Origin of the sequence: Massilia sp. Dwa41.01b (genome assembly GCF_014171775.1) — a bacterium.
Lineage (GTDB): Bacteria > Pseudomonadota > Gammaproteobacteria > Burkholderiales > Burkholderiaceae_D > Telluria.
The window spans coordinates 3,391,741-3,416,616 of sequence record NZ_CP050454.1; the positions used below are offsets into that span (position 1 = coordinate 3,391,741).

Annotated in this window: 17 protein-coding genes and 1 pseudogene; 7 read left to right on the top strand and 11 right to left on the bottom strand. The window is 58.3% G+C overall.

Annotation, left to right across the window (positions count from 1 at the left end; translation table 11 throughout):
• Positions 1–138 precede the first annotated feature (138 nt).
• A pseudogene (locus G4G28_RS15565) lies at positions 139–776 on the top strand (Maf family nucleotide pyrophosphatase).
• Between the two features lie 98 nt (positions 777–874).
• The gene (locus tag G4G28_RS15570; protein WP_183107560.1) at positions 875–1,621 is read left to right on the top strand and encodes an SAM-dependent methyltransferase; all 747 of its coding nucleotides are present in this window, start codon (positions 875–877) and stop codon (positions 1,619–1,621) included.
• Between the two features lie 159 nt (positions 1,622–1,780).
• On the opposite strand, the gene G4G28_RS15575 is transcribed toward G4G28_RS15570, so the two are convergent.
• The 11 genes from G4G28_RS15575 to cadR form a co-directional block, all read right to left on the bottom strand.
• Positions 1,781–3,052 (bottom strand): EAL and HDOD domain-containing protein, encoded by a 1,272-nt coding sequence (locus G4G28_RS15575; protein ID WP_182988957.1) that lies wholly within the window; start codon positions 3,050–3,052, stop codon positions 1,781–1,783.
• Between the two features lie 509 nt (positions 3,053–3,561).
• Positions 3,562–4,866 carry a 23S rRNA (adenine(2030)-N(6))-methyltransferase RlmJ gene (gene rlmJ, locus G4G28_RS15580; RefSeq protein ID WP_183107561.1) on the bottom strand — a complete coding sequence of 435 codons (1,305 nt, stop codon included), beginning with the start codon at positions 4,864–4,866 and terminating at the stop codon, positions 3,562–3,564.
• A 194-nt stretch (positions 4,867–5,060) separates the two neighbouring features.
• Positions 5,061–6,359 (bottom strand): isocitrate lyase, encoded by a 1,299-nt coding sequence (gene aceA, locus G4G28_RS15585; protein WP_182988959.1) that lies wholly within the window; start codon positions 6,357–6,359, stop codon positions 5,061–5,063.
• 383 nt (positions 6,360–6,742) lie between these two features.
• Complete coding sequence (gene clpB / locus G4G28_RS15590; RefSeq protein WP_182988961.1) at positions 6,743–9,355, bottom strand: ATP-dependent chaperone ClpB; 2,613 nt, start codon at positions 9,353–9,355, stop codon at positions 6,743–6,745.
• A 139-nt stretch (positions 9,356–9,494) separates the two neighbouring features.
• Positions 9,495–9,713, bottom strand: coding sequence for a hypothetical protein (locus G4G28_RS26525; RefSeq protein WP_229507674.1), 219 nt, complete (start codon positions 9,711–9,713; stop codon positions 9,495–9,497).
• A 39-nt stretch (positions 9,714–9,752) separates the two neighbouring features.
• Entirely contained in the window at positions 9,753–9,932 is a 180-nt protein-coding gene (locus G4G28_RS26530; protein WP_229507675.1) for a hypothetical protein, read from the bottom strand.
• A gap of 586 nt (positions 9,933–10,518) precedes the next feature.
• Positions 10,519–12,561, bottom strand: a complete 2,043-nt coding sequence (locus tag G4G28_RS15600; RefSeq protein ID WP_182988962.1) for an AAA family ATPase — start codon at positions 12,559–12,561, stop codon at positions 10,519–10,521.
• Position 12,562: 1 nt separating this feature from the next.
• Positions 12,563–13,003 carry a hypothetical protein gene (locus G4G28_RS15605; RefSeq protein WP_182988963.1) on the bottom strand — a complete coding sequence of 147 codons (441 nt, stop codon included), beginning with the start codon at positions 13,001–13,003 and terminating at the stop codon, positions 12,563–12,565.
• Positions 13,004–13,008: 5 nt separating this feature from the next.
• On the bottom strand, positions 13,009–13,935 hold the full coding sequence (locus G4G28_RS15610; protein WP_182988964.1) for a hypothetical protein: 927 nt from the start codon (positions 13,933–13,935) through the stop codon (positions 13,009–13,011).
• A 514-nt stretch (positions 13,936–14,449) separates the two neighbouring features.
• Positions 14,450–15,472 (bottom strand): toll/interleukin-1 receptor domain-containing protein, encoded by a 1,023-nt coding sequence (locus tag G4G28_RS15615; protein WP_182988965.1) that lies wholly within the window; start codon positions 15,470–15,472, stop codon positions 14,450–14,452.
• Between the two features lie 11 nt (positions 15,473–15,483).
• Positions 15,484–15,924 (bottom strand): Cd(II)/Pb(II)-responsive transcriptional regulator, encoded by a 441-nt coding sequence (cadR, locus tag G4G28_RS15620; protein ID WP_182988966.1) that lies wholly within the window; start codon positions 15,922–15,924, stop codon positions 15,484–15,486.
• A 77-nt stretch (positions 15,925–16,001) separates the two neighbouring features.
• Here cadR and G4G28_RS15625 point away from each other — a divergent pair, with 77 nt between their 5' ends.
• From G4G28_RS15625 to G4G28_RS15645, 5 genes are all read left to right on the top strand, one after another.
• Positions 16,002–18,425: a cation-translocating P-type ATPase gene (locus G4G28_RS15625; protein ID WP_182988967.1), complete on the top strand. Its 2,424-nt coding sequence runs from the start codon at positions 16,002–16,004 to the stop codon at positions 18,423–18,425.
• A gap of 61 nt (positions 18,426–18,486) precedes the next feature.
• On the top strand, positions 18,487–18,831 hold the full coding sequence (gene czcI / locus G4G28_RS15630; RefSeq protein WP_182988968.1) for a cation efflux protein, CzcI family: 345 nt from the start codon (positions 18,487–18,489) through the stop codon (positions 18,829–18,831).
• Between the two features lie 73 nt (positions 18,832–18,904).
• Positions 18,905–20,200 (top strand): TolC family protein, encoded by a 1,296-nt coding sequence (locus G4G28_RS15635; RefSeq protein ID WP_182988969.1) that lies wholly within the window; start codon positions 18,905–18,907, stop codon positions 20,198–20,200.
• Positions 20,201–20,209: 9 nt separating this feature from the next.
• Positions 20,210–21,451 carry an efflux RND transporter periplasmic adaptor subunit gene (locus G4G28_RS15640; protein WP_182988970.1) on the top strand — a complete coding sequence of 414 codons (1,242 nt, stop codon included), beginning with the start codon at positions 20,210–20,212 and terminating at the stop codon, positions 21,449–21,451.
• 14 nt (positions 21,452–21,465) lie between these two features.
• Entirely contained in the window at positions 21,466–24,636 is a 3,171-nt protein-coding gene (locus G4G28_RS15645; protein WP_182988971.1) for an efflux RND transporter permease subunit, read from the top strand.
• The last annotated feature ends 240 nt before the right edge of the window (positions 24,637–24,876 follow it).

Genomic DNA, 24,876 nt, shown 5'->3' on the forward strand with positions numbered 1-24,876 from the left:
GAGTCGCGGCCGTGACTGTTGCAGTGTGGCGTTCGGCGTCGCCGGCGCTTGCCCGCATGTCATCGTATCCATCGGATTTGCTTGCCGCGACGGGTTATTTATCTGTTTTGCTTATATATCTGCGCAACCGCGACCAACATGATACCAAGTTCCACCACGCCGCGCCTGATTCTCGCTTCGGGCTCCGCCTACCGCCGCGAACTGCTGGCGCGCCTGCGGCTGCCTTTCGAAGCGATCGCGCCCGACGTCGAGGAAACCCCGCTGCCCGGTGAAGCGCCTCAGGACACCGCCCTGCGCCTGGCCAGGCCAAGGCGCAGGCGATTGCCGCACGCCACCCCGGTGCGCTGGTGATCGGGTCCGACCAGGTTGCCACGCTCGACGGCGAACAGATCGGCAAACCCGGCGACCACGCGCGCGCCCTGGTGCAACTGCAGAAGATGCGCGGGCGCGAAGTCGTGTTCCATACGGCGCTATGCCTGTGGGATGGTCGCGCGGCAAACCCGGCCGGGGCGCTTCAAATCGAGAACGTCCAGGTTTTCGTGCAGTTTCGCGACCTGCCCGATGCCGAGCTGGACGCCTACCTGCGCATCGAGCAGCCCTACGATTGCGCCGGCAGCGCCAAGAACGAGGGGCTGGGCATTGCCCTCCTCGAACGCATCGCATCGAACGACCCCACCGCCCTCACCGGCCTGCCCCTGATTGCCCTGACTGGCATGCTGCGCCGCGCCGGCGTGGCCTTCTTCGGCATTGACGAACGTCTGGCAAAACCGTCATAGCTGCGTTGCAGCTCCTCGCCGTACCGTCGTACTGTCTTCGTCGCTGCGCCTTGCTCTGACAGTTTTGTCAGGCGTTCCAAACCTTTTCTGATTACTCCATGCCTGGCACTCTCTACCTGATTCCGAATACCCTTGGTCCCACCGACGCCGTCTCCGGCGCCCTCTCCCACGTCCTGCCCGGCCAGGTGCAGGCGATCACCTCCCGGCTCGGCTATTTCGTGGCCGAGAACGCCAAGACGGCACGCGCCTTCCTGAAACTGGTCGCGATCGACCACCCACTGGCCAAGCCGCTGCAGGAAATCCGCATCGCCGAACTGAATGTGAACACGCCGCCGGCCGCGCTCGCCGACTTGCTGGCGCCGCTGCTGGCGGGCGAAGATGGCGGCCTGGTGTCGGAGGCCGGCGTGCCGGCGGTGGCCGACCCGGGCGCGGACCTGGTACGCCTGGCCCACCAGCACGGCGTGCCGGTGCGGCCGCTGGTCGGGCCGTCGTCCTTGCTGCTGGCCGTCATGGCAAGCGGCCTGAACGGCCAGAGCTTCGCCTTCAACGGCTACCTGCCGACGGATGCGGCGGCGCGCACCAAGCGCATTCGCGAGCTGGAAGCGCGCTCGCGCGGCGAAAAGCAGACGCAACTCTTGATCGAAACGCCGTATCGCAACGGCCAGATGCTCGAGGCCCTGGTCGCCAGCTGCCAGCCGGGCACGCTGGTGTGCGTGGCGACCGACCTGTCGCTGCCGAGCGAGACGGTGCGCACCCAGACGGCAGCCAAGTGGAAGGCACAGCTGGCAAGCGGCAAGATGCCGGACTTTCACAAGAAGCCGACCGTGTTTTTGTTCCTGGCGTAAGGTGTGGGGCTCTACCCAGGTGCCTGACCATCCCCGCCTATATTAGAACGCGTGCTCGGCTGCCGACAGCGGCGCCGCCTACGCGTTCGACTGCCGACAGCGGCGCCGCTTAGGCGTTCAAGCAGCGGCTGCTCCGCCGTATCGCCCCAACGACCGCACTCAAGCCGCTTCGTGCACCAGCTCGCTCACCCAGTCGAAGGCAGCCAGTTCGATCTCGCGCACCTGCTTCGAGGTCAGGCCGAGCTTGCGCAGTTCGGCCGTGAACTGGCGGCCTGTGTCAGCCTTTTCCAGGCGTTCGACCACGTTGAGCATGGCGCCGAAGTCGCCCCCGCGTTCGAGCAGGGCGGCGCGCACATCCGCAGTCAGCTCGACATTGTCGAGAATGTCGGCCATCGGCATCGAAAACAGCGCATCGGCCAGGGACATGATGCCGACCGTGAATGCGCGCTCGGCGGCGGCGATGTCGCCCGGGCGCACCTGCAGCGACATCAGTTCGAGCAGCTTGCCGCGCGTGGTGGCCAGCTGCAGCAGCGGCGAATTCAGTTCCACCGCGCTGCCGGGCATGGTGTAGAGCAGGATCTGCAGCCAGCGCTGCAATTGTTTGCGTCCCAGGCGCGCCAGCGCGTCGGCAATCGATTCGATCCGCTCCTCCGGCACCGTGGCACGGCTGTTGACCAGGCGTAGCAGGTTCAGGCTGATCAGGGCATCGCGCTTGACCGCGGTTTCGATGACGTTGTCGTCGGCGTCCGAGTTGACCAGCTCCAGCAGGCTCAGGATCACCAGCTCCGACGGCGTGATGCGGCGCCCGCTGAGGATCACCGGCCGCGCGAAATAGTAACCCTGGAAATATTCGAAGCCCAGCTCGAGGCAGCGGCGGAACTCCTCGACCGTCTCGACCTTTTCCGCCAGCAGCTTCTTGTTGGCGGCGAGCATGGAGGCGGCCAGCGGCGCCAGCGCATCCGGGGCGATGCCCTGCAAATCGATCTTGATGACGTCGACCAGGCCCAGCAGCTGGTCGACTTCCTCGCTGTGGTTCACCACATCGTCGAGCGCGAACTTGAAACCGAGCTCCTTGAGCTCGGCCACGCGGGCCAGCAACTGCTCGGTCGGCTTGACGGTTTCGAGGATTTCGAGGATAACTTTATGTGGAGGCAGGAAACGTACGAAATCGCTCATCAGGACGACATCGTCGACGTTCACGAATGCCAGCTTTTGACCGACCACCGTCTCCAAACCAAGCTGGGACGCGTGGGAAATGACGGCGGCGGTGGCCGCCGCGCCATCGGTCAGACGCGCGTCATCATGCTCGGCCGCGGCGCGAAACAGCAGTTCGAAGGCAACCAGATGCTGGTCGCGTCCAAGGATAGGCTGGCGCGCCAGGAAAAATTCGTCGGACGGCACGGTTGCTACCGCCCTTACTTCGGCATGCATGAGAGCTCCTGAAAACAATTGCTGCGCAGCAGGCGCAGCAAGAGGCACGCGCGGCACGCGCACCTTTTCCGACTATACACCAAAACGCCAATCTTTACATTTTTACATCGAAACGGCACGCTTTCGCTTAGCGTCGCTGTTGCGCAAACGCGCCGCTATGGATGCAACGTCCAGCTGGCGCGCACGGTGGACAGCCGGCATGCGTCCGGATCGCGAAAGCTGGGAATCGACTGGAACAGGCTGGCCCTGACCCACGCTCGCTGCAGGCAGGTAACCAGGAGCCAGTAAAGGAGGGAAATTGCTGCGGCCCGCGGAAAGCGCAAAGCCGCGAGCGGCACAAAAAAAGCGGCGCATCCGGGGCGTGATCCGCTGTTGAACAACGGGAACCCATTCATGGGCCGCTGCCAGGAACGCAGGCCATGCAAGCCCGGGCCTGGCCGGCAGCGAGAAAGGCGGCAACCCGGGCAACAGGCTCCGCTTGAAAAGTTCAGCGTTTGCCGCGCGTGCCGCTACGTGCCTGGCCGCCTTCTGGACGCGCTGCCGGCCGTGCGGCGTCGCCGCGACTGCCACGATTGCCGCCATCGCGCGCTTGCTGGTCGGCATAGCGCGCGTGGCGCGGTTGGGGCGCGGGACGGATCGAAACGTTCATCCGGGCGGGCACCGCCTTCGCGGACGCGCGGCGCCGGTTTGGCATCGGGACGCGCCGCCCCTCCCCCGCTCGGGCGCGAAAAGCGCTTGGCACGCGCCGCGGTGCCGGCCTTGTCGGCACCGGCACCGTCCGGCCGTTTTGCCTCCGGCTCGGCACGTTGGGGTGCCGCCTGGCCCGGCAGGCGCAAGCTGCCCACGCCCGACAGCGGGCTGGCACGGCGCGCATTGCCGACCGGCTGGCGCGCACTGCCGCCGGCACCGACCCGTCCTGCCGCCGCGCCCGTCACCTGGGTGCCGCGCTCGATCAGGAAGCTCGCGCCGGCATCCTTGCCCAGCACTTTCACCAGGTAAGGCATGACTTCGCGCAGGAGCGGCTCGAGGGTGTAAGGCGGGTTGAGGATGAACATGCCGCTGCTGTGCAGGCCGAATCCGTCCGGGCCCGGCGTCGATACGGTCAGCGTGACGTGCAGCCACTCCTTGGCCGGCAGGCGTTTGAGCCTGTCGGCGAACTGGCGCGACTCCATGCGCTGCAGCACCGGATACCAGACGGCATAGATACCCGCCGGGAAGCGGCCGAGCGCTTCTTCCAGCGCGTCCTTGACCCTGCGGTAGTCGTCTTTCACCTCGTAGGGCGGGTCGATCAGCACCAGGGCGCGGCGCGAAGGCGGCGGCAGCAGGGCCTTCAGGCTCAGGAAACCGTCGCCGCGCTCGATCATGACGCGCCGGCCACGGCTGCGCTCGCCCTGCTCGGCCTTGTGCGCCTCGGCCTTGCGGAAGTTCTCCGCCAGAATCTTGCTGTCGGCCGGATGGAGCTCGAACAGGCGCAGGCGGTCGTCCGGCCGCGTCATCTGGTCGGCCACGTAGGGCGAGCCCGGGTAGTAGCGCATCTTGCCGCTGGGGTTCATCGCCTTGACCAGGTTGACGTACTCGGCCAGGGCCGGCGGCAGGTCGGTGCGGGTCCAGAGCGGACCGATGCCGGTGTCGAACTCCGCGTTCTTGGTGGCGTAGGAACTGTCGAGCGCGTACACGCCGGCGCCCGAATGGGTGTCGATATAGGTGTAGGCGGTGTCCTTCTGATTCATGTACAGGTGCAGTTGCGCCTGGACGAAATGCTTGAGGACGTCGGCGTGATTGCCAGCGTGAAAGCCGTGGCGGTAGCTCAACATAGGGGAATTCCAATCAAAGAGGTCAATGCGGCGGCCGCGCGAGGCGGCGCAATACCGTCATTATCCATCACAACCGCGCCATGCCGTAAATAATCGCGGCTGGAAAGAAAAAGCCGCGGCTCCGAGGCCGCGGCTTCTTTATTGCACGGCGCATCCGGCCAGGGCCGACGCGCCATGCCTCCCCTTCAAGGAAATCAGGCGACTTTTTTCTCGTCGAAGAACTGTTCGTCTTCCGTCGAGCCATGCAGCGCCGTGGTCGAGCTCTGGTTCTGCTGGATGGTCTGGGTGACGGCATCGAAGTAGCCGGTGCCGACTTCGCGCTGGTGCTTGACTGCGGTGAAGCCCTTCTCGGCGGCGGCGAATTCCGCTTCCTGCAGTTCGACGAAGGCCGACATCTGGCGGCGGGCATAGCCGTGGGCCAGGTTGAACATGCCGTAGTTCAGGGCGTGGAAGCCGGCCAGCGTGATGAACTGGAACTTGTAGCCCATCGCGCCGAGTTCTTTCTGGAACTTGGCGATGGTGGCGTCGTCCAGGTTCTTCTTCCAGTTGAACGAAGGCGAGCAGTTATAGGCCAGCATCTTGCCCGGGAATTTGGCGTGGATGGCTTCGGCGAACTGCTTGGCGAAGGCCAGGTCCGGCTTGCCGGTCTCGCACCAGACCAGGTCGGCGAACGGCGCATAGGCCAGGCCGCGCGAAATGGCTTGCTCGATGCCTGGACGGGTCTTGTAGAAACCTTCGACGGTGCGCTCGCCGGTGCAGAATTCCTTGTCGTTGTCGTCCACGTCCGAGGTCAGGAGGTCGGCCGCTTCGGCATCGGTACGGGCGATCACCAGGGTCGAGGTGCCCGACACGTCGGCCGCCAGGCGCGCCGCGGTCAGCTTTTCGACGGCTTCGCGGGTCGGCACCAGTACCTTGCCGCCCATGTGGCCGCATTTCTTGACGGAGGCCAGCTGGTCTTCGAAGTGCACGCCGGCGGCGCCCGCTTCGATCATCGACTTCATCAGTTCGAAGGCGTTCAGCACGCCGCCGAAGCCGGCTTCCGCGTCGGCCACGATCGGGGCGAAGTAATCGATGTCGTCCTTGCCTTCCGACCATTGGATCTGGTCGGCACGCTGGAAGGTGTTGTTGATGCGGCGCACGACCATCGGCACCGAGTTGGCCGGGTACAGCGACTGGTCCGGGTACATTTCGCCGGCCAGGTTGGCGTCGCCGGCAACTTGCCAGCCCGACAGGTAGATCGCCTTCAGGCCGGCCTTCACCTGCTGCATGGCCTGGTTGCCGGTCAGTGCGCCGAGGGCGTTGACGAAGGGCTCTTCGTTAACCAGGGTCCACAGCTTCTCGGCGCCGCGCTTGGCCAGCGTGTGTTCGATCTGGACCGAACCGCGCAGACGGACGACGTCCTCGGCGGTGTAGTTGCGCACGACACCCTTCCAGCGTGGGTTGTTGTCCCAGTCGTTTTGCAAGGCTGCGATCTGCTGTTCACGAGTTGCCATTTGATTCTCCTGATAGTGAAAATGCTGAGTTGCTAAGTGAAATCCGTTAGACAAATCATAGCCCAGCTTGTGCAGAGCACAATTACTCTTATATAAGACATGAGAATATTTTTTTATTCTTATGTTTCAATGGCTTACCGCTTGTTTTTCATGATGCGCAATGAAATTTCTCAAAATGGGAATACCGCTGCCGACTTTTCTGCTGCGGCTTTTCATGAGATGGCAATGGTCTTTCACGATGTGAAATATTGAGCTGAGCAGCAGGCGCGAACGGCCGGCGCGGCCGTCGCCCCTGTCTTGAGGTCGGGCATCGCCGCAGGCAGCGGTGCACCTGACAAAAAAAGGGCGCATCGCTGCGCCCTTCCCGTTGGCTTGATACCAGCTTACTTCGCCAGTTCCACCTGCGGCTGCTCGCCGAAGACCAGCTGGCCGGCCCGCACCCGCACGGGAATCGTGTCCTTCGGCCCGAAGCGGCCGGACAGGATCGCTTTCGAGAGCGGGTTCTCGATCTGCTGCTGGATGGCGCGCTTGAGCGGACGGGCACCGTACACCGGATCGAAACCGGCTTCCGCGATCTTTTGCAGGGCATCCTCGTCGATGTCGAGCGTCATTTCCATCTTGCCCAGGCGTTCTTCCAGGCCACGCAGCTGGATCTTCGCGATCGCACCGATGTTCTTCTCATCCAGCGCGTGGAATACCACGATGTCGTCGATGCGGTTGATGAACTCGGGACGGAAGTGTCCGCGCACCTCGGCCATCACGGCCAGCTTCACCACCGCCGGTTCGTCCGTGTCCATCGACTGGATCTTGTGCGAACCCAGGTTCGAAGTCATCACGATCACCGTGTTCTTGAAGTCCACGGTGCGGCCCTGGCCATCGGTCATGCGGCCGTCGTCCAGCACCTGCAGCAGCACGTTGAACACGTCCGGGTGCGCCTTCTCGATTTCATCGAGCAGGATCACGCTGTAGGGTTTGCGGCGCACCGCTTCTGTCAGGTAGCCGCCCTCCTCGTAGCCGACATAGCCCGGCGGCGCGCCGATCAGGCGTGCGACCGAATGCTTTTCCATGAATTCGCTCATGTCGATGCGGATCATCGAGTCCTCGGTATCGAAGAGAAAAGCTGCCAGCGCCTTGCACAGCTCCGTCTTGCCCACGCCCGTCGGCCCCAGGAACATGAAGGAGCCATAAGGACGGTTCGGGTCGGACAGGCCGGCGCGCGAACGGCGGATGGCGTCCGACACCGCCTCGATGGCCTCGTCCTGGCCGACCACGCGCTCGTGCAGCTTTTCCTCGATGTGCAGCAGCTTGTCGCGCTCGCCCTGCATCATGCGCGAGACGGGAATGCCGGTTGCGCGCGAGACCACTTCGGCGATCTCCTCGGCGCCCACCTGCGTGCGCAGCAGCTTGGGCTTTTCAGCCGCGCCATTGTCCTGGCCGGCCACTTCCTCGGCATGCTTCAGTTGCGCTTCCAGCTGCGGCAGCTGCCCGTACTGCAGTTCCGAGACCCGCTGCCAGTTCGACTGGCGCTTGGCTTCCTCCATCTGGTGGCGGATGCGCTCGATCTCTTCCTTGATGTGGGTGGTGCCCTGCACTGCCGCCTTTTCCGCCTTCAGGATCTCCTCGAAGTCGTTGTACTCGCGTTCCAGGCGCGCGATTTCCTCGCCGATCAGGTCCAGGCGCCGCAGCGAGGCCTCGTCGGTTTCCTTGCGCACGGCTTCGCGCTCGATCTTCAGCTGGATCAGGCGGCGCTCGAGCTTGTCCATCACTTCCGGCTTGGAGTCGATCTCGATCTTGATTTTCGAGGCCGCCTCGTCGATCAGGTCGATCGCCTTGTCGGGCAGGAAGCGGTCGCTGATGTAGCGGTGCGACAGCTCGGCCGCCGCGATGATGGCCGGGTCGGTGATCTCGACCTTGTGGTGCAGCTCGTACTTCTCCTGCAGGCCGCGCAGGATGGCGATCGTCGCCTCCACGCTCGGCTCGTCGACGATGATCTTCTGGAAGCGGCGCTCGAGCGCGGCGTCCTTCTCGACATACTTGCGGTACTCGTCGAGCGTGGTGGCACCCACGCAGTGCAGTTCGCCGCGCGCCAGCGCGGGTTTCAGCATGTTCCCCGCATCCATCGCGCCTTCGGCCTTGCCGGCGCCGACCATGGTGTGGATCTCGTCGATGAAGACGATGGTCTGGCCCTCGTCCTGGGCCAGTTCCTTCAGCACGGATTTCAGGCGCTCCTCGAACTCGCCGCGGAACTTGGCGCCCGCCAGCAGGGCCGCCATGTCGAGCGAGAGCACGCGCTTGCCCTTCAAGGAATCGGGGACTTCGCCATTGACGATGCGCTGTGCCAGGCCTTCGACAATCGCCGTCTTGCCCACGCCCGGTTCGCCGATCAGGACCGGGTTGTTCTTGGTACGGCGCTGCAGCACCTGGATGGCGCGGCGGATCTCGTCGTCGCGGCCGATGACGGGATCGAGTTTGCCCAGGCGGGCACGCTCGGTCAGGTCGAGCGTGTATTTTTTCAACGCCTCGCGCTGGCCTTCGGCATCCTGGGAATTGACGTTCTCGCCGCCGCGCACGGCCGAAATCGCGGACTCGAGCGACTTGCGTGCCAGGCCATGTTCGCGTGCCAGGCGGCCGGCGTCGGACTTGTCGTCAAGTAGCGCCAGCAGGACCATCTCGCTGGTCAGGAACTGGTCGCCGCGCTTCTGCGATTCGCGGTCCGCGAGGTTCAGGAGGGCCATCAGTTCGCGGCCCGGCAGCACTTCGCCGCCGGTACCGGAGACTTTCGGCAGGCGCTCGAGAGCGCTCTTCAAGGCATTGGTCAATGCGCCGACATTCACGCCGGCGCGCTGCAGCAGCGAACGGGGACCGCCATCGTCCTGGTTGAGCAGGGCGACGAGCAGGTGCACGGGTTCGATGTACTGGTTATCGTTGCCGACCGCGAGGCTCTGGGCATCGGCCAGCGCTTCCTGCAGCTTGGTCGTCAGTTTATCTTGTCGCATTTCTGTTGCTCCCTAGAAGTATGGTGGGCGGACATTCGACGATGTCGCAGGCCCTTATCTAGGGAACAAAATTGGGGTCAAGGGAAACTTTTCAAGATCTCCGGCAAATCGGGACGCGGGCCGGGCCGACGAGGGGTGCTTACAGCGCCGGCCAGCGCTGGACCAGACCGATCAGATGCACGATCCCGAAACCGAGGCAGATGAGGGAGCTCCAGACGACGAACGGGGTCATCGGCTGTCCCATGGCGTGCATCGCCGGCGCGAAGGCGACCGCGCGCACCAGGTAGATGGCCGTGATCAGGACCAGGGCCGGGCAGCAGCGGCAAGGGCGGGATGGCGCCGGCGCCCGCGAGCGCATACGCCGACCAGGCGCCGAGCACGGCGGCGATGGCCAGCGTCACCGGGCCGGCATGATGCGTCCCCGGGCGGCTGCAGCGGCCATGTCTTCGCCGGCGCCAAAGAAGCGGTACCAGGCGGGTCCGCCGGCGATGATCGCCAGGTGCAGCAGGGCCGCGCAGGCGCTGAGCGCGGCGCCGGCCAGGAGATACATGTTGGGGGCTTGCGGCATCGAGTTCATGGCATGCGGGTGCGTGGTTCCGGGCGCGGGCGCGCGCAGCCGCGGCGCCCGGCAAGCCCGGGCTCACTCCTCGTACGCCTTCGCGCTGCCCGGCACCATCGCCAGGTCGCGCACGTTCTTTTGCTATGCATCTTTCTTTTCGTAAACATCCCGCTTTTCAGACTTTTCTCTCCCGCAAAAATGGCTCGGTGTGGATAACTTATGTCCGGTAGCGGCGAAAAACTGTAAACAAGTCGCGTGAAAAAAAGTTGTTTACAAATACGCGGACGCGCTCCCTTGCGGCTGGGAGTGCCCACGCGCAATACGTTGCCTTACAGCCACTTTGGACGCGCGGGTCGGCGACGGCGTACTGGGGTGGTCCCAGTAAGGACATCGCGCTAGATACCATAGTTTCATGCTACGACCTGATGCTACCGCGGACTGCTATATTCCTTGACGATGACTCTGAGGGCAAGGTAGATTAAGTCGCCTCAATACCTAGAACGCCTCGCGATAAGATGCACTTTACTTAAATGGCGTACGAGAGAGTCTTCTAGCTACAGCAAACTTCCGACCAATTCGACTCTTGGTTATGTAGTTACAAAACCTAGAAAAGTGGCTGGATAGATTTCGCGCCCAGCTCAACCAGTTCAAACTCAATTCCTCTTGTGACTTCCTTGAAAACCTCAGGGGACTCATCAAACGAAGCAGCTACAATTCCTTGAAGCAATGGAGCACCAACAATCTGCAATAATAGTGCTCGCTGACTAGATTGCGCCATTGAATGCTGTCCCGGCTCATCAAACAACAGAATACCAGGATGGCGCCCACCGCCGCCTGGCAAGGACGACGCTTGATGTAATGCTAGCAAATAGCTAAGTATCAAGCGCACAAAATCACTTGCACTGGAGTCTGCCTTAATATCTGTCTTAATTTCTCGCAGTTCGATATTCTGTAAAAACGGAACCAAGGTTTCGTCGTTCACATGGATGTCTTTGACCTCAGCACTCTCATATTCGAATGAGCTTGCGTTAGCACGAAATAGTTTTTCGAATACCCGAATCTTTCGTTTATCCTCGTCGGAATAATACTCCTTTGGAACCATCTTTCGTCGGCTCTGATTGGCTTGGAGCTGTTTAGCGAGCATTTGAAACTTGTCAATCAACTTGGCAAGCTCCGTTTGTACGGTTTGCAGTCGCTCAATCTCCGTCTCGATTTGAACCTGCCTGCGGATTAGCGCTCGCGATTCAACAGCATCGGTAGCCACGTCAGAACGAAGCGCAGCAAGCCATTCACGGGTCTCACTCATTTTTCTGCTCAAATCGTGGATGAGTGCGTCGCTCTCCGCCGCTGCATTTCTGCCGCCCGCAATCTGCCGCTCAAGCATTCGCGCCTGTTTTTCCAAGTACAGGACGTTCGTTTCGAGGTCCATTTGGGGCCCCTCAATTAACCCAGTGAGCAGTGAATCTTCCACCGTCTGATGACATGTCGGGCATCGGTCACTCGCTAGCGCTACTTCGAACTCTTCAGCACCAAGCTTTCTTAATTTAAGAGCTGTCCTGTTGCGAGCAAGGTCATCCGCAGCCTCTCTGTAGAGTAACTCATACTCTTTCACAGATGCCCTTTGGTAGGCCTGCGTACTCACAGCCGTATCATACAAATTTGCTAGCCGGAAAAGCTCCTTTTTGCCGAGGTCCAACGCAGATTCAGCTTCGCTCGATTTCGGTTCCGGGCCAGTGGTAGTTCGCTGTTCAATTCTCTCGTGCTCAGACTTTAGTTTCGCTATATACGTGTGCAATGGGAACAGCTCGTCACCATCTCTCTTTTGCACTACAATTTCGCTTGTGAGAAAGAGTGCAGAGACTTTGGAGGGAACATTCGCAACATCAAAGCTGTTATCTTGGCTAATGCTCTGCAAGGCCTGAAAGGCGGAGTCCCACGCCGTTGCAATCACCACTGATTCGGCGTTCAGACGGTTGCGCTCAGCATTAGTCGAAAATACATCAAGGTCAAGTAAAAATTCGACGACACGAGTGCGCGCGTCTCTTATACCGAAGAACGGGATGTTTGCAATATAGTCAGTCCATCCCCGCTTCTGCTCAACAGCGATAGCAGCGAAGATTGCCTGCAAATAAAGCTTTGTACTACCGCCGCTAGTAGTCGGAACACTAGGAAGTTCATAACCCAAGAATTTCTCGAGTAGATTATGAAATCCTTCAGCCTTTTGTGCGCCGCCGGCATCATGCAAATAGGTCGGGCGTATGCGTGAGGTGTGCGGCCGGTCAGTAAGCCAAGTCCCGTCTAAGACCTCAATCAGCTTAGAACTCTTCTGCGGGTCACGAATTGCCCGGCGAAATGTGAGTACCTCACCTGAGCCATTCGTAACCTCCAAGTAAACCTCGGAAGCAAGCACCTCAATACGGCGCCCGTCATACATGAAGTGGTCCTTGGTCGCATATGGGAGGATAGCTTCGTTTTTTCCGCCAGCGATTTCTTCCATCCCGAGCGCATACAGAAGACAAAGAAAAAGCGTACTCTTGCCTGATGAGTTGTTACCTCTAATAATAGTTAATTTTTTTCCGAACTTTACGAAGAATCCGAAATCGCCTTCGCCAGTTGCCACCCGCAACTTAACCGCGTTAATGCGCATTTTAGTTCCAATCTTTAACGACTTTATCGACCATTGCTTCTGTAATACCCTTACCGATGACAGCCAAATCCGTGCGCTCTTTGGAAAATATTTCAGCGTCTTTCAAGGCTTCTTTAATGAAACTCGAGCCGTGGTCAGTCAACTGATATCCGTTTGAAATCGATTCTATGAATCGCTCAGCAATAGCGTAACGCAATGCGATTGCCAAAGCGGGGTCAAACCCCCATGCTGGAACTAACAAAGTACTGCGAGCTGCTGCCTCACGCAACGCAACAATTCGTCGTTCTGATTTAAGTGCCCAGTTAAAAAGATGCAGTCGGAGTACACTTGACTTCTTCCCGCGCGAGAAGTGCAAGACAAGAAGTATTTGGGCAATTTTGTAAAGTGGCCGGTGCTCAGGTAATACGGGTGTCGGGCGGCGTATGAATTTTAGTTTGGCCATGCAATTCAGTCGAAATCTAGTTCACAAACTGCAAGCCATCGAGCTACGATGTGCCGTGAGACTCGTTCTGCTTCCGTTAAATCGACCTGCGGACTTAACTGTGTCGTAATCCTGTGCGTCAGGCCATCTCTTACCCTGGCAACTAATTCTTCCGCCGGTCCAGACCAAGTGTCAGTGAGTTCAGTCACCGCCAACTCATATTCGCTTACAATACGCATTAATTTGATGTACACCGCTGGAGCTAAGCTATTTATTCGACCTAACACTGCGCCGTGCTCCAAGAAAGCCGATTGAGTCTGGTCAAACAGTGAATCTAGTCTTCGCTGAAATTGAGGATGAGCGGATTTTGGAGCGAGTCGGACTTCGGTTTTGCGTCGCAAATTTGCTTCATATTCTCCCGGGGGGCCACTGAGACTCGGCAACAGCCGAGGACCGACGTCAAAATTTAACGCCTCTCCGTTCAATGAGCGAATAGCATTAATTTCTGTATGGTAGTAGTCTGCATCACGCAAATAAATCGTGAACGCTGGGTCGAGTATCGGTAGATTCCAAGAACGTACCTCCAACTCTTTCGTTCTCGCGTGCGATATAAGCTTATGACGGTCAATCTCAGGAGTTACGAAGTGCCACTCACGGATTTTTAGTGAACCAATCCGCTGAGCAATTTCGCTCGAATAGGTACGAAGTTTCGCAAGGTCGGTCGTAATTTTATCCCGCTGCTTTTCGTATAATTCAGTAGGGTTATAATTGTGGTCCGGGCAGTAACACTGAAAGCCTATTCCACTTTGAAGTGTAAAACCCTCGAGACCAAAGTCACCTGGAGAAGCCGGGATTTCGTGGTATCCTGCGCTTTCATATTTTCTTTTGAAAACGAGCTGGCACAGACTTTCCCAGGATTTGCCATCGAATAGCCCGATTTTGGTTACTAGCATGCTGCTCCATTTCGAATACGCGACGACCTGTCGAACTCACAATAGGCTTTAGAAGACAATCTACTAACGAAGTCTATCGACAGACCACTGAAATGTCCACAAGTAACATTGGCTTGACGGCAAGTCCAGTGTTATATCCCTGCAGGCTGATTGCGATGCGCCTCAGCACCTGCTAGCGGCAAACCATGAAAAGTGACATCAGCACGTCGTTAGGTGGCACAACGAAGTCGGTCTTTTTCGTTTGCTCAGGCAAGAGAAGTGGCCCGGGGCCATGGCATTCGGACCAGAAGAGGTAGTACAAGCGTTGCTTGATGAATCCTCCTGTATTGATGACACAAGCTCGCCAGTTCCCTTGTGAGGTTCGGAGCTGCTCATCTTGACGCAGGCGCCCTCGACCGAGCTGTCACTATTTGCCATCTGTTCGCACCTGCCGTGGACGTGCGCCGTTGGCTAGAAGGTCGTAACAAAAACCACCGTCTCATCAGGTAATGGCAACTTGGCGTTGAAAAACTAGCTAGCGTTGAAGTCGCTCGATAAACATTTCCCAGAAGTACTCTGAGGCCCCCTGCTCTGATAACTGAGAATTTTGGTTGCCACGATGGAACTGCATACCCATCGGTTTGAAATGCATAGCTTGACTGTCGGACTCAATAGTAAGCATTTCGTTGAACGAGTTTGCCCCTGCGTCGGCGCCATATGAAAATGCTAGCGATGAAGAGCCCCTGCCAAGACCACCGATGCGTATCGAGCACTCAGCGACGGTTTTCCCTTCACGATAGACAACCGCAGAGAACGCTTGACCGCTCAGCGGCTGGAAGCGTACTTGGATGCCTGTGTTGCGAGCGGCAAGCTCTTCTAGCGAGGCGCTGAAAAACTTAGCCATGAATTCAAACGTGTCGTGCAAGAACTTATCACGGTCAAAGTCCGTGAAGTCCTTCTTGAGTCGCAGATTGCTAGACCTTGGCCTTTCCTGCGCTGACTGCTCCAACGCCTGCGTGGTACTAAATGCAGCCGGTTGGCCGACATCTGCCGCAGGCCGCGCGATGCCCCACGCTGACTCGCCCCTTTCTTTCGACGTTGTAGCTGTTGGGGTTGCACGAGCCATATCCTCGATTGCCGTGCGAATCTGACGGGCTACGTCCGTCCACGCCTCTGCCTGATTCGGCCATGTAGTCACAGCTTTACCATCTTTCGGGACAGCGAGCAGTTTGCCGAACGGTGCGGGATGCCAGTCACATGGTTCAAGAATCACAGGAATGACGCGGGCGCTGCCTTCAGCATGCCTCTCAAGAGCTCTCTTCATCTCAACGGAAAAGCAATACCAAGAGGCAATAAAATCCGCACTTACCAGCAAGAGAATAACGTCAGCGGTCTCGAGATTTTCCTTAATAGATGAGTCTAAATCAGAGCCAGCCGTAATTCCGCGGTCGTGCCATGTCTCGATTAACCCTTGATGTTTCATCATGGAGAGGTGCACTTCGAGCCGGTCCCGCAGCGCCTCGTCGGCATGACAGTAAGAGAAAAAAAGTTTAGCCATCGTTGATTCTCTTAAGCAGTTGTATGGTGTCGTTTGTGGCAGCCGCTGTCGGTGGCCGAGGCGACATCGCTCAGGTTCTGCAGAATGCCGCACTGCTGGACGAGATGAGGTTGCTCACACTGATGACGCAACGTCATCAGTTGCTTCTCCAGACTTTGAAGCTTCTGCATTTGGATGCGGACTAGCTCGATGTGGTGGTCAAGCAAGTCATTGACGCCTTGGCATCCGCTGGTCGGCTGCGCTTGGAGCTCTAAGAGCACGCGGATATCAGGGAGTCCCATCTGTAACGACCGACAGTGGCGGATGAACTGGAGCCTCTCAAGATGCGACGCCATGTATTGTCGATATCCGGAGTCGCTACGCGACGGCTCCGGCAGCAGTCCAGCCTTCTCATAGTAGCGAACGGTCTCGACGTCGCACCCCGTTTGCTTAGCCAACTCACCAATGCGCATAAATCCTCCAAAACGCTTGACCCCGTAGTTACTACAGGGTTTCTAATGGAATCATACTCGAATTTGAAAGTACTCACATGACCCCCGAACGTAGCAAGGATTGCTGTTCCCTAGCTCCTGCTGATGCTGCTCAGGCGCCTACTTTGGAATTACGTGAGCAATCGGTTGCGGAGGTTGACTCGGCAGATGAGCTGGCGACTGCTTGCTGCTCAAACGACAGTGCAATCCCGCATGCACTAAGCCGCTTTTCGTCGAATTCGCCCTTAGACGATGGAACGGAAAATCGTTCAGCCAGCCCGGCAGCTGCCTCATGTTGCGCGGCGAACGGACAAGCCACAACGACCGCTGAGGACGCGCCCTTGCCGCCTGTAGGAGCGGAAGTTGTGCGGTATCGCATCTCGAACATGGACTGCCCCACCGAGGAGCGGCTCATCCGTAACAAGGTCGAGCCGATAAAAGGCGTTCTTCAACTCGACTTTAACCTCATGAGTAGAACGCTTACGGTCCACCATGAGCTCATGAGTCCAGACCCCATCTCCGCTGCCCTACGGTCTGTCGGAATGAACGCGGAGCTAGTCGACGAAACTGCAGCGACTCAGCGTAACGATGGCGCGTCGGCGGGCCTCACGACGAGTCAAAAATCCCTGTTAGCAGTGTCTGGAGTCACCGCAGCGGCTGCGGAAGCGTTTGCTTGGACAACACACACGGACTCCTCCCCCCTCGTGATAGCCCTGGCGTTTATTTCTATCGCCACCGGCGGCATTCCAACTTTGAGGAAAGGGCTAATCGCGCTACGAACCCTCACTCTTGATATCAATTTCCTGATGAGCCTCGCGGTCATCGGCGCAGTTGTAATCGGTCAGTGGCCAGAGGCCGCGATGGTCGTCTTCCTCTTCGCTGTCGCCGAGCTAATCGAAGGCCTATCACTCACCCGGGCGAGGAACGCCGTCCACAGTCTCCTCAAGCTCGCACCTGACGTGGCAAACCTTCGGTCACCTAACGGTGAACTGCGCGAAGTACCGGTCGAAGCGGTACAAATCGGCGACGTCCTTCTAGTGAAACCTGGTGACCGCATCCCGCTAGATGGCGTCGTCCAGGCCGGCGAGTCCTCAGTAAACCAGGCACCTATTACAGGCGAAAGTGTACCTGTCGACAAAGGAGCCGGTGACCAGGTTTTTGCCGGAACCATCAATGAGCGAGGAGTCCTGGAAGTCAAGGCAACGTCGGACAGCCGAAACAGCACCCTCGCCAAAATCGTTCGAGTAATCGAGGAAACGCAGAGCAATCAGGCGCCGACCCAGCGTTTTGTCGACGTTTTCGCGCGTTACTACACTCCTGCCGTGGTTCTCCTGGCGTTGTCGGTCGCGCTAGTTCCGCCTCTGGTATTTGGAGGAGAATTTGTCCCATGGCTCTACAAGGCCCTAGTCCTTCTGGTCATCGCCTGTCCTTGTGCCCTGGTCATCTCTACGCCGGTGACCATCGTGAGCGGCCTCACTGCTGCAACAAGGATGGGCATCTTGGTGAAAGGTGGCCAGTTCCTTGAAACCGGCTACAGACTTCGAGCTATGGCTGTAGATAAAACCGGTACGCTAACGACCGGCCGGCCGAAAGTCACCGAAGTAGCTACGATGTCGTCCCTCTCAAGCGAAGACGTTCTGCGTATTGCCGGTAGTCTGGACATGAATTCGTCGCATCCCTTGGCGAGTGCGATTGTCGCTGCCTCCGTGTCAAATGGCGCACCGATGCCCGTATCGTCCTTTGAATCGCTGCCAGGACGTGGAGTTCGGGGCACCGTCGGCGGAGTGGCATACCACTTGGGTAACCAGCGATTGATAAGGGAACTGGGCCTCATTACTCCCGCGGTAGAACAAGTCCTCGGCAGCCTCGAAGAAAAAGGGAAGACGACAGTCATCCTGGCCGACTTCGCGTCAGTTCTAGGGGTGATTGCAGTGGCCGATTCAGTTCGTCCGGAAGCCGCGCTGGCAATTGACCGGTTGAAGCAGATGGGCGTTACCACTGTAATGCTCACCGGCGATAACGAGCGAACAGCACAGCATGTAGCAAAGCTAACTGGGATTGGCACTGTTCTCGCGCAGCTTCTGCCGGAGCGGAAGCTAGAAGAAGTAGCAGAACTTCAAAGGCAATTCGGTATGGTTGGCATGCTTGGTGACGGCATTAACGATGCTCCAGCGTTGGCCAAGGCAGACATCGGGTTTGCTATGGGGGCTGCCGGCAGCGATACCGCCATCGAGACTGCAGACGTTGCGCTCATGAACGACGACCTTACAAAACTTGCTTCGTTTGTTTCCCTCAGCCGCTCGACCCATGCGATTCTGATTCAGAACATAGTCCTTGCTCTCGGCATCAAAGCAGTCTTCTTTGCTCTTGCGCTAGCTGGTTCTGCGACGTTGTGGATGGCCGTGTTCGCTGACGTCGGAGCAAGCTTACTGGTCGTCTTCAACGGACTTCGCCTGCTGAAACCTAGCAAAGCTAGGTCGTAGACCGCGCCGATATTGTGAGCCCACACTTTGCCTTAACCATACTTATGCTATCGTCCGCACCGTGAAAAGACTTCTCCTCATCCTGTTAATGTTCGTGCTGCCTGCCCAGTATTCTTGGTCAGCCGCTGCCTCATATTGCCAGCACGAGACCGGAGCTAGTCTGCATTTCGGGCATCATGCGCACGAGCATAAGGCGCAGCTCGGCGAGGCTGACGACGATGGAGAGATGGAAAAAGCGCATGCGGACTGTGAATATTGTCACCTCTTCTCTCACGCATTTTTCACCTCTGTGTCTGATGGACCTCCAGTCCCTGACGCACGTCAGCATGCGGCGCACGGAGCACTGAACTACTCATCACATATCCCAGAGGGCCCCTCAAAGCCCGACTGGCATTTCGTCGCCTAACAGCGACGAGACTCCCTCCGTTAGTCCCTAACAAGGGGTCCCGTCGAATTTCGTCCAAATTTCGGAGAATTCGATGTATCGACCAATCATTCCACTTCTTGCGGTGGCATTGAGCTGTCCAGCTCTCGCGCAAATAACGGCACGCCCGCCTGCGCAGCTCGGGCATACGATGCCGTCAAATGCTGCAAACCAAACTCGTGAAGCGTCAGGCGCGTTATCCCTACAAGCCGCGCTTCGCTTGGCACTGCAGGCCAACCCTGAACTCCGCGCAGCGGAACATGAGGTCCTAGCCGTAGAGGCGGCCACCATGCAGGCCCGGGCATTACCGAACCCAACTCTTGAGATTGGAGTCGAGGGCACCAGGCGCGAGACAAGAGAAACTACTGTTCAGCTCAGCCAACCGCTTGAACTAGGCGGCAGACGTTCCAGCCGTGTGAGCGCAGCTGAACGGGCCCAGGACGCGGCACGGGCGGACCTGCGCGTCAGCCGAGCCGCGGTCCAGGCTGACGTCATTACGGCATTCATGAACACAGTGGCGGCACAGGAGCGTTTGCGACTTTCCCAGGAATCGCAAGACGTCGCCGACAGAGTGACAACTGCGGTCTCCAAACGCGTCCAAGCAGGGAAAGCCTCGCCCGTAGAGGAAACCCGGGCACGTGTCGCGCAGTCGTATGTTCGTCTCGAGGTCTCCAAAGCGCAGAGTGAACTAAACAACGCTCGGCTTGCCTTGGCCTCTACGTGGAAAAACCTCTCTCCGCAATTCCAGCATGCCGTTGGCACGGTATCCAATCTCCCAGAGCTTCCAAGCTGGGAGGTGCTAGCTGCTAAGTTCTCGTCCTTGCCTGCAGTACTGCGCGCTCGTGTCGAAGTGGCTCGTCGCGAGGCCCTCGTCGCAGTTGAACAGAGCCGGCGTACTCCCGACGTCGCCATAACGGCCGGCGTAAAGCGGTCAGCTGAGCTGGGTCGAAATCAGGCAGTCTTTGGCCTGTCGGTACCTCTACCTCTATTCGATAGGAACCGTGGAAACGTCCTTGAAGCACTGCGTCGAACAGATGTTGCAAAGGATGAGTTCGAAGCTGCGGAGACCAAGACCTACAACGAACTTACCCAGGCGTACGAACGACTGCGCGTGTCTCGTCACGAGGCTAAGGTACTCGCCTCCGAAATTCTTCCGGGTGCCCAAAGCGCATACGACGCTGCCGTTAAGGGCTTTGAGTTCGGCAAGTTTGCCTATTTCGATGTGCTAGATGCCCAGCGCACTCTTATCCAATCGAAAGCGGATTACCTGCGTGCCTTCACCGAATCGCATCGTGCTGCCGCGGACATCACACGTATTACCGGCGTAGACATGCCGAACATCGAACACTAAGAGAAGAAAATGGACAGCAAAATTTCAAAGAAACAGCTGGCATACATCGTCGGCATCGTAGCCGTGGGCGTCGTCCTGGCGCTTCTCATTATGTTGACCAAGCCTCGGGCTCCAGCCGCCGAGGCAGGTGAGTCAGAGCATGCGGAGGAACAGGTTGTGAGTAAGGCGGAAGGCAAAGCCGGTGAAGACGCTCATGAAGCCGAAGAGGCGCATTCCGACAGCGTCAAGCTCACGGACGCTCAAATCTCAGCTTCAGGAATCAAGGTGTTAAAGGCCGGGCCAGCTACGATTCGTTCTACGCTTACTCTTCCGGGAGAGATTAAGTTCAATCAGGACAGGACGGCACAGGTTGTCCCACTCCTTGAGGGAACCGTACAAGCTGTACACGCGGACATCGGTCAATCAGTGAAGAAGGGGCAAGTGCTGGCCGTTATCGCGAGCGTGGAACTCTCCGACCTGCGTAGCCAACTGTTCACCGCCGAAAAGCGATTATCGCTTGCCAAAACGACCCTCGCGCGCGAGAAGAAACTGTGGGAAGAAAAAATCTCGGCAGAGCAGGACTATCTGCAGGCCCGCCAAGCGATGCAGGAAGCAGAAATCGACTATCGCAACGCGGAGCAAAAGCTGCGCGCTCTCGGCTCCAGCGCCTATTCCAAAGGCGGGTTGAACAGCTACGAACTCCGGGCTCCCTTCAACGGTGTAGTCGTAGAAAAGGCCGTCTCCATGGGTCAATCTGTCAAAGAGGACTCATCCCTCTTTACCATTGCCGACCTCGCCACGGTCTGGGCAGATGTCGCGGTGCCGGCCAGTGACCTTAGTAACGTGCGTGTTGGCGAGCAAGTCACGGTTAAAGCAAGCGCGCTTGAAACTGAGGCCGTCGGGAAAATCGCATACGTCGGCTCACTGCTCGGTGCTGAAACTCGCACTGCCACCGCCCGCGTTGTCCTTCCCAATCCCGCCCTATCCTGGCGTCCAGGATTGTTCGTCAACGTCGAGGTACAGCTTCAGTCGAATCAGCGGGAAGCCCAGGTCACGGTTGCAGCGGCTGCGCTTCAAACTGTTGAAGAGAAGCCGACGGTATTTGTCCGTGTGCCTGGAGGCTTCCGAGCGGAGCACGTGACGCTGGGCCGTAGAGATACTGCCACGGTCGAGGTGACGAAGGGGCTCGCCCCAGGAACCGAGTACGCTGCCGGCAACAGCTTCGTAATCAAAGCGGAGCTGGGTAAATCCAGCGACGAAGATTCTCATTAAGGCGGAGCGCACTCATGTTCGAACGTCTAATCCGCTTTGCCATCGCGCACCGATGGCTGGTCCTTCTAATCGTGGTCGGTATGGCGGCGATTGGAGTCTACAACTATCAACGTCTCCCCATTGACGCCGTCCCAGACATCACGAATGTTCAGGTCCAAATTAACACTGCGGCGCCCGGGTTCTCTCCGCTCGAGTCGGAGCAACGGGTAACGTATCCTATCGAGAACGTAATGGCCGGTCTGCCGAATCTTGAGCAGACAAGGTCCATTTCTCGTTATGGACTTTCCCAAGTGACGGTGACGTTCAAGGACGGGACCGACATTTACTTTGCTCGGCAGCTCGTGAACGAAAAGCTACAGGAGGCAAAGGAGCGCTTACCTGCGGGCGTCACCCCTGAAATGGGCCCCATTTCGACGGGCCTCGGAGAAATCTACCTCTGGACAGTAGAGGCCGATGAGAACGCACGCAAGTCCGATGGGACGCCGTACACGCCAACGGACCTTCGGGAAGTTCAAGACTGGATTATCAAGCCGCAGCTTCGCGTTGTGCCTGGTGTCACTGAGGTCAATTCCATTGGTGGATACGTGAAGGAGTACCACGTCGCCCCAAATCCGCAACGCCTGGCCGCATACGGCTTTACGATGAAAGACATCGTCGAGGCGATTGACCGTAACAACAGCACGGCAGGCGCCGGATATATCGAGCGCCGGGGCGAACAGCTTCTGGTTCGCGCACCGGGACAGGTACGGTCACTTGATGAGATTGCAAGCATCACGTTGGGAAACGCTCAGGGAATCCCAATTCGCGTTCGAGATGTGGCTGAGGTAAGTATTGGCCAGGAGCTTCGTACGGGCGCCGCGACTGACAACGGGCGCGAGGTAGTGCTTGGCACGGTCTTCATGCTTATCGGGCAGAACAGTCGCGCCGTGTCCCAGGCGGTCGACCTGAAGATGAAGGAGATTAATCGAACCCTCCCGAAAGGCGTGCATGCAATAACGGTCTATGACCGAACCGTGCTGGTCGACAAGGCCATTAATACCGTCAAGAAGAATCTGGTAGAGGGCGCGTTGCTCGTCGTCGCAGTGCTGTTTCTCTTCTTGGGGAACATCCGCGCTGCAATCATCGCTGCGATGGTCATACCGCTTTCGATGCTCTTCACCTTTACAGGCATGGTCACGTACAAGGTCAGCGCTAACCTGCTCAGCTTGGGCGCCCTGGACTTCGGCATCATCATCGACGGGGCTGTGGTTATCGTCGAAAACTGTGTGCGAAAGCTTGCAGAAGCGCAGGGACGGCTCGGTCGCCCTCTCACTCGAGCCGAACGCTTCGAACAGGTCTTCGCTGCGTCTCGCGAAGCGCGCCGGCCCCTTCTCTTCGGCCAGCTCATCATCATGGTGGTCTACCTGCCCATCTTTGCCCTCTCTGGGGTTGAAGGCCGGATGTTCCATCCGATGGCGATAACCGTCGTCATCGCCCTGCTCGGAGCCATGATTCTTTCGATTACTTTCGTTCCTGCCGCCGTAGCGCTGTTCATCGGTAAGTCGGTGGCGGAGAAGGAAAGCAGATTGATGCACCAAGCCAAGCGGCTCTACGAGCCGCTCCTTCGCAAGGTCATGGCCAACGGTGCTGTTGTCATTACGTTCGCTGTGGTCAGCATCGTACTCTCGGGCCTCCTAGCGACGCGTCTTGGCAGCGAATTTGCGCCAAGCCTGAACGAGGGAGACTTTGCCATCAACGCAAACCGCATCCCGGGTACAAGCTTGTCCCAAACAGTAGCTATGCAAGCTCAGCTCGAACGTGAGCTGAAAGCCAAGCACCCGGAAATTGAACGGGTGTTTGCCCGCACAGGAACGTCTGAGGTAGCCTCTGACCCGATGCCGCCAACGATGTCTGATGGTTACGTGATGCTCAAGCCAGAAGCACAGTGGCCGAAGCCGAAAAAGTCCCGCGACGAGTTGCTCGAGGCGATTCAAGCAACTGCAGCAACTCTGCCTGGTAACGCCTACGAGTTCTCTCAGCCAATCCAGCTCCGGTTTAACGAACTCATCTCTGGGGTCCGTAGCGACGTTGCTGTCAAAGTGTTCGGTGATGATATGGAGGTGCTCACCGAAACTGCTGAGCGACTGTCCAAGGCCTTGGCGAAAGTCGCTGGCGCGACTGATGTGAAAGTTGAGCAGGCAACCGGCTTGCCGACGCTAACGATAAATATCGATAGAAACAAAGCATCGAGATATGGCCTGGACATAAGCGATGTCCAGAACGCTGTCGCTACTGCTGTAGGGGGTACGGAAGCGGGACCGGTATTCGAAGGAGACCGTCAATTCGGCATCGTAGTCCGGCTTCCGGAGGGCACTAGGAACGATTTGGATTCGATGGGACGCCTGCCAATTGCGCTCCCACGCTTCGAGCAATCGACCTCTGGCCCGCGATTCATTCCGTTGCGTGAGGTTGCTACTCTGGAGGTTGGCCCTGGGCCCAACCAGATTAGTCGAGAAAGCGGAAAGCGGCGCGTTGTCGTGTCAGCGAACGTTCGCGGGCGAGACATCGGTTCTTTTGTGAACGAAGCCCGGGCGTCGATTGAAAAGTCCGTGTCGGTACCTGCAGGGTACTGGACAGTGTGGGGTGGCCAGTTTGAGCAGTTAGAGTCAGCGACCGGCCGGCTAAAAGTTGTAGTCCCGCTGGCTCTGCTTCTAGTGTTCACTCTGCTCTTCGCGATGTTCGGGAACCTTCGAGATGGGTTGATTGTGTTTTCCGGGATTCCGTTCGCGCTTACCGGTGGAGTGCTTGCACTATGGCTCCGTGGGATTCCGCTCTCAATCTCAGCCGCTGTCGGCTTCATTGCGCTATCAGGTGTTGCGGTGCTAAACGGACTGGTAATGGTCTCGTTTATCAAACGCCTGCAGGAAGAAGGAAGGCCACTTCATGACGCCATCCACGATGGGGCGTTGACCCGTCTGCGACCAGTGCTTATGACCGCTCTCGTGGCTTCAGTCGGGTTTATCCCAATGGCCATCGCAACTGGGACTGGCGCCGAGGTCCAGAGGCCGCTGGCAACGGTCGTCATTGGCGGCATTCTTTCCTCTACGGCGCTGACGCTGCTTGTTCTGCCAATCTTGTACCGGTTCGCCTATCGCCGCAGAAATGGTGTCATGGGGGCTGGCATGAAGCAGGAAATTATCTCTTAACCGGTTCCAGCAGCGGCTGAGGGAATAGCTCGGCCGCTGCGGATTAAATGCACCTACGCATTGGCATTATTTGCAAAGGTAAGCGTTGTTGGCCCCTTCTTCGCACAGGCAATAAAGAATCTTAGCAGTTTCATTAACGCCCGCGCGCCGACACGGAAGAACTACTTAATAAGCAATACCAAGCGATGTTGTAAACACGCGTGGAATTTGCTGTATCAGTCGATTCAAGCGTTGTCGTGA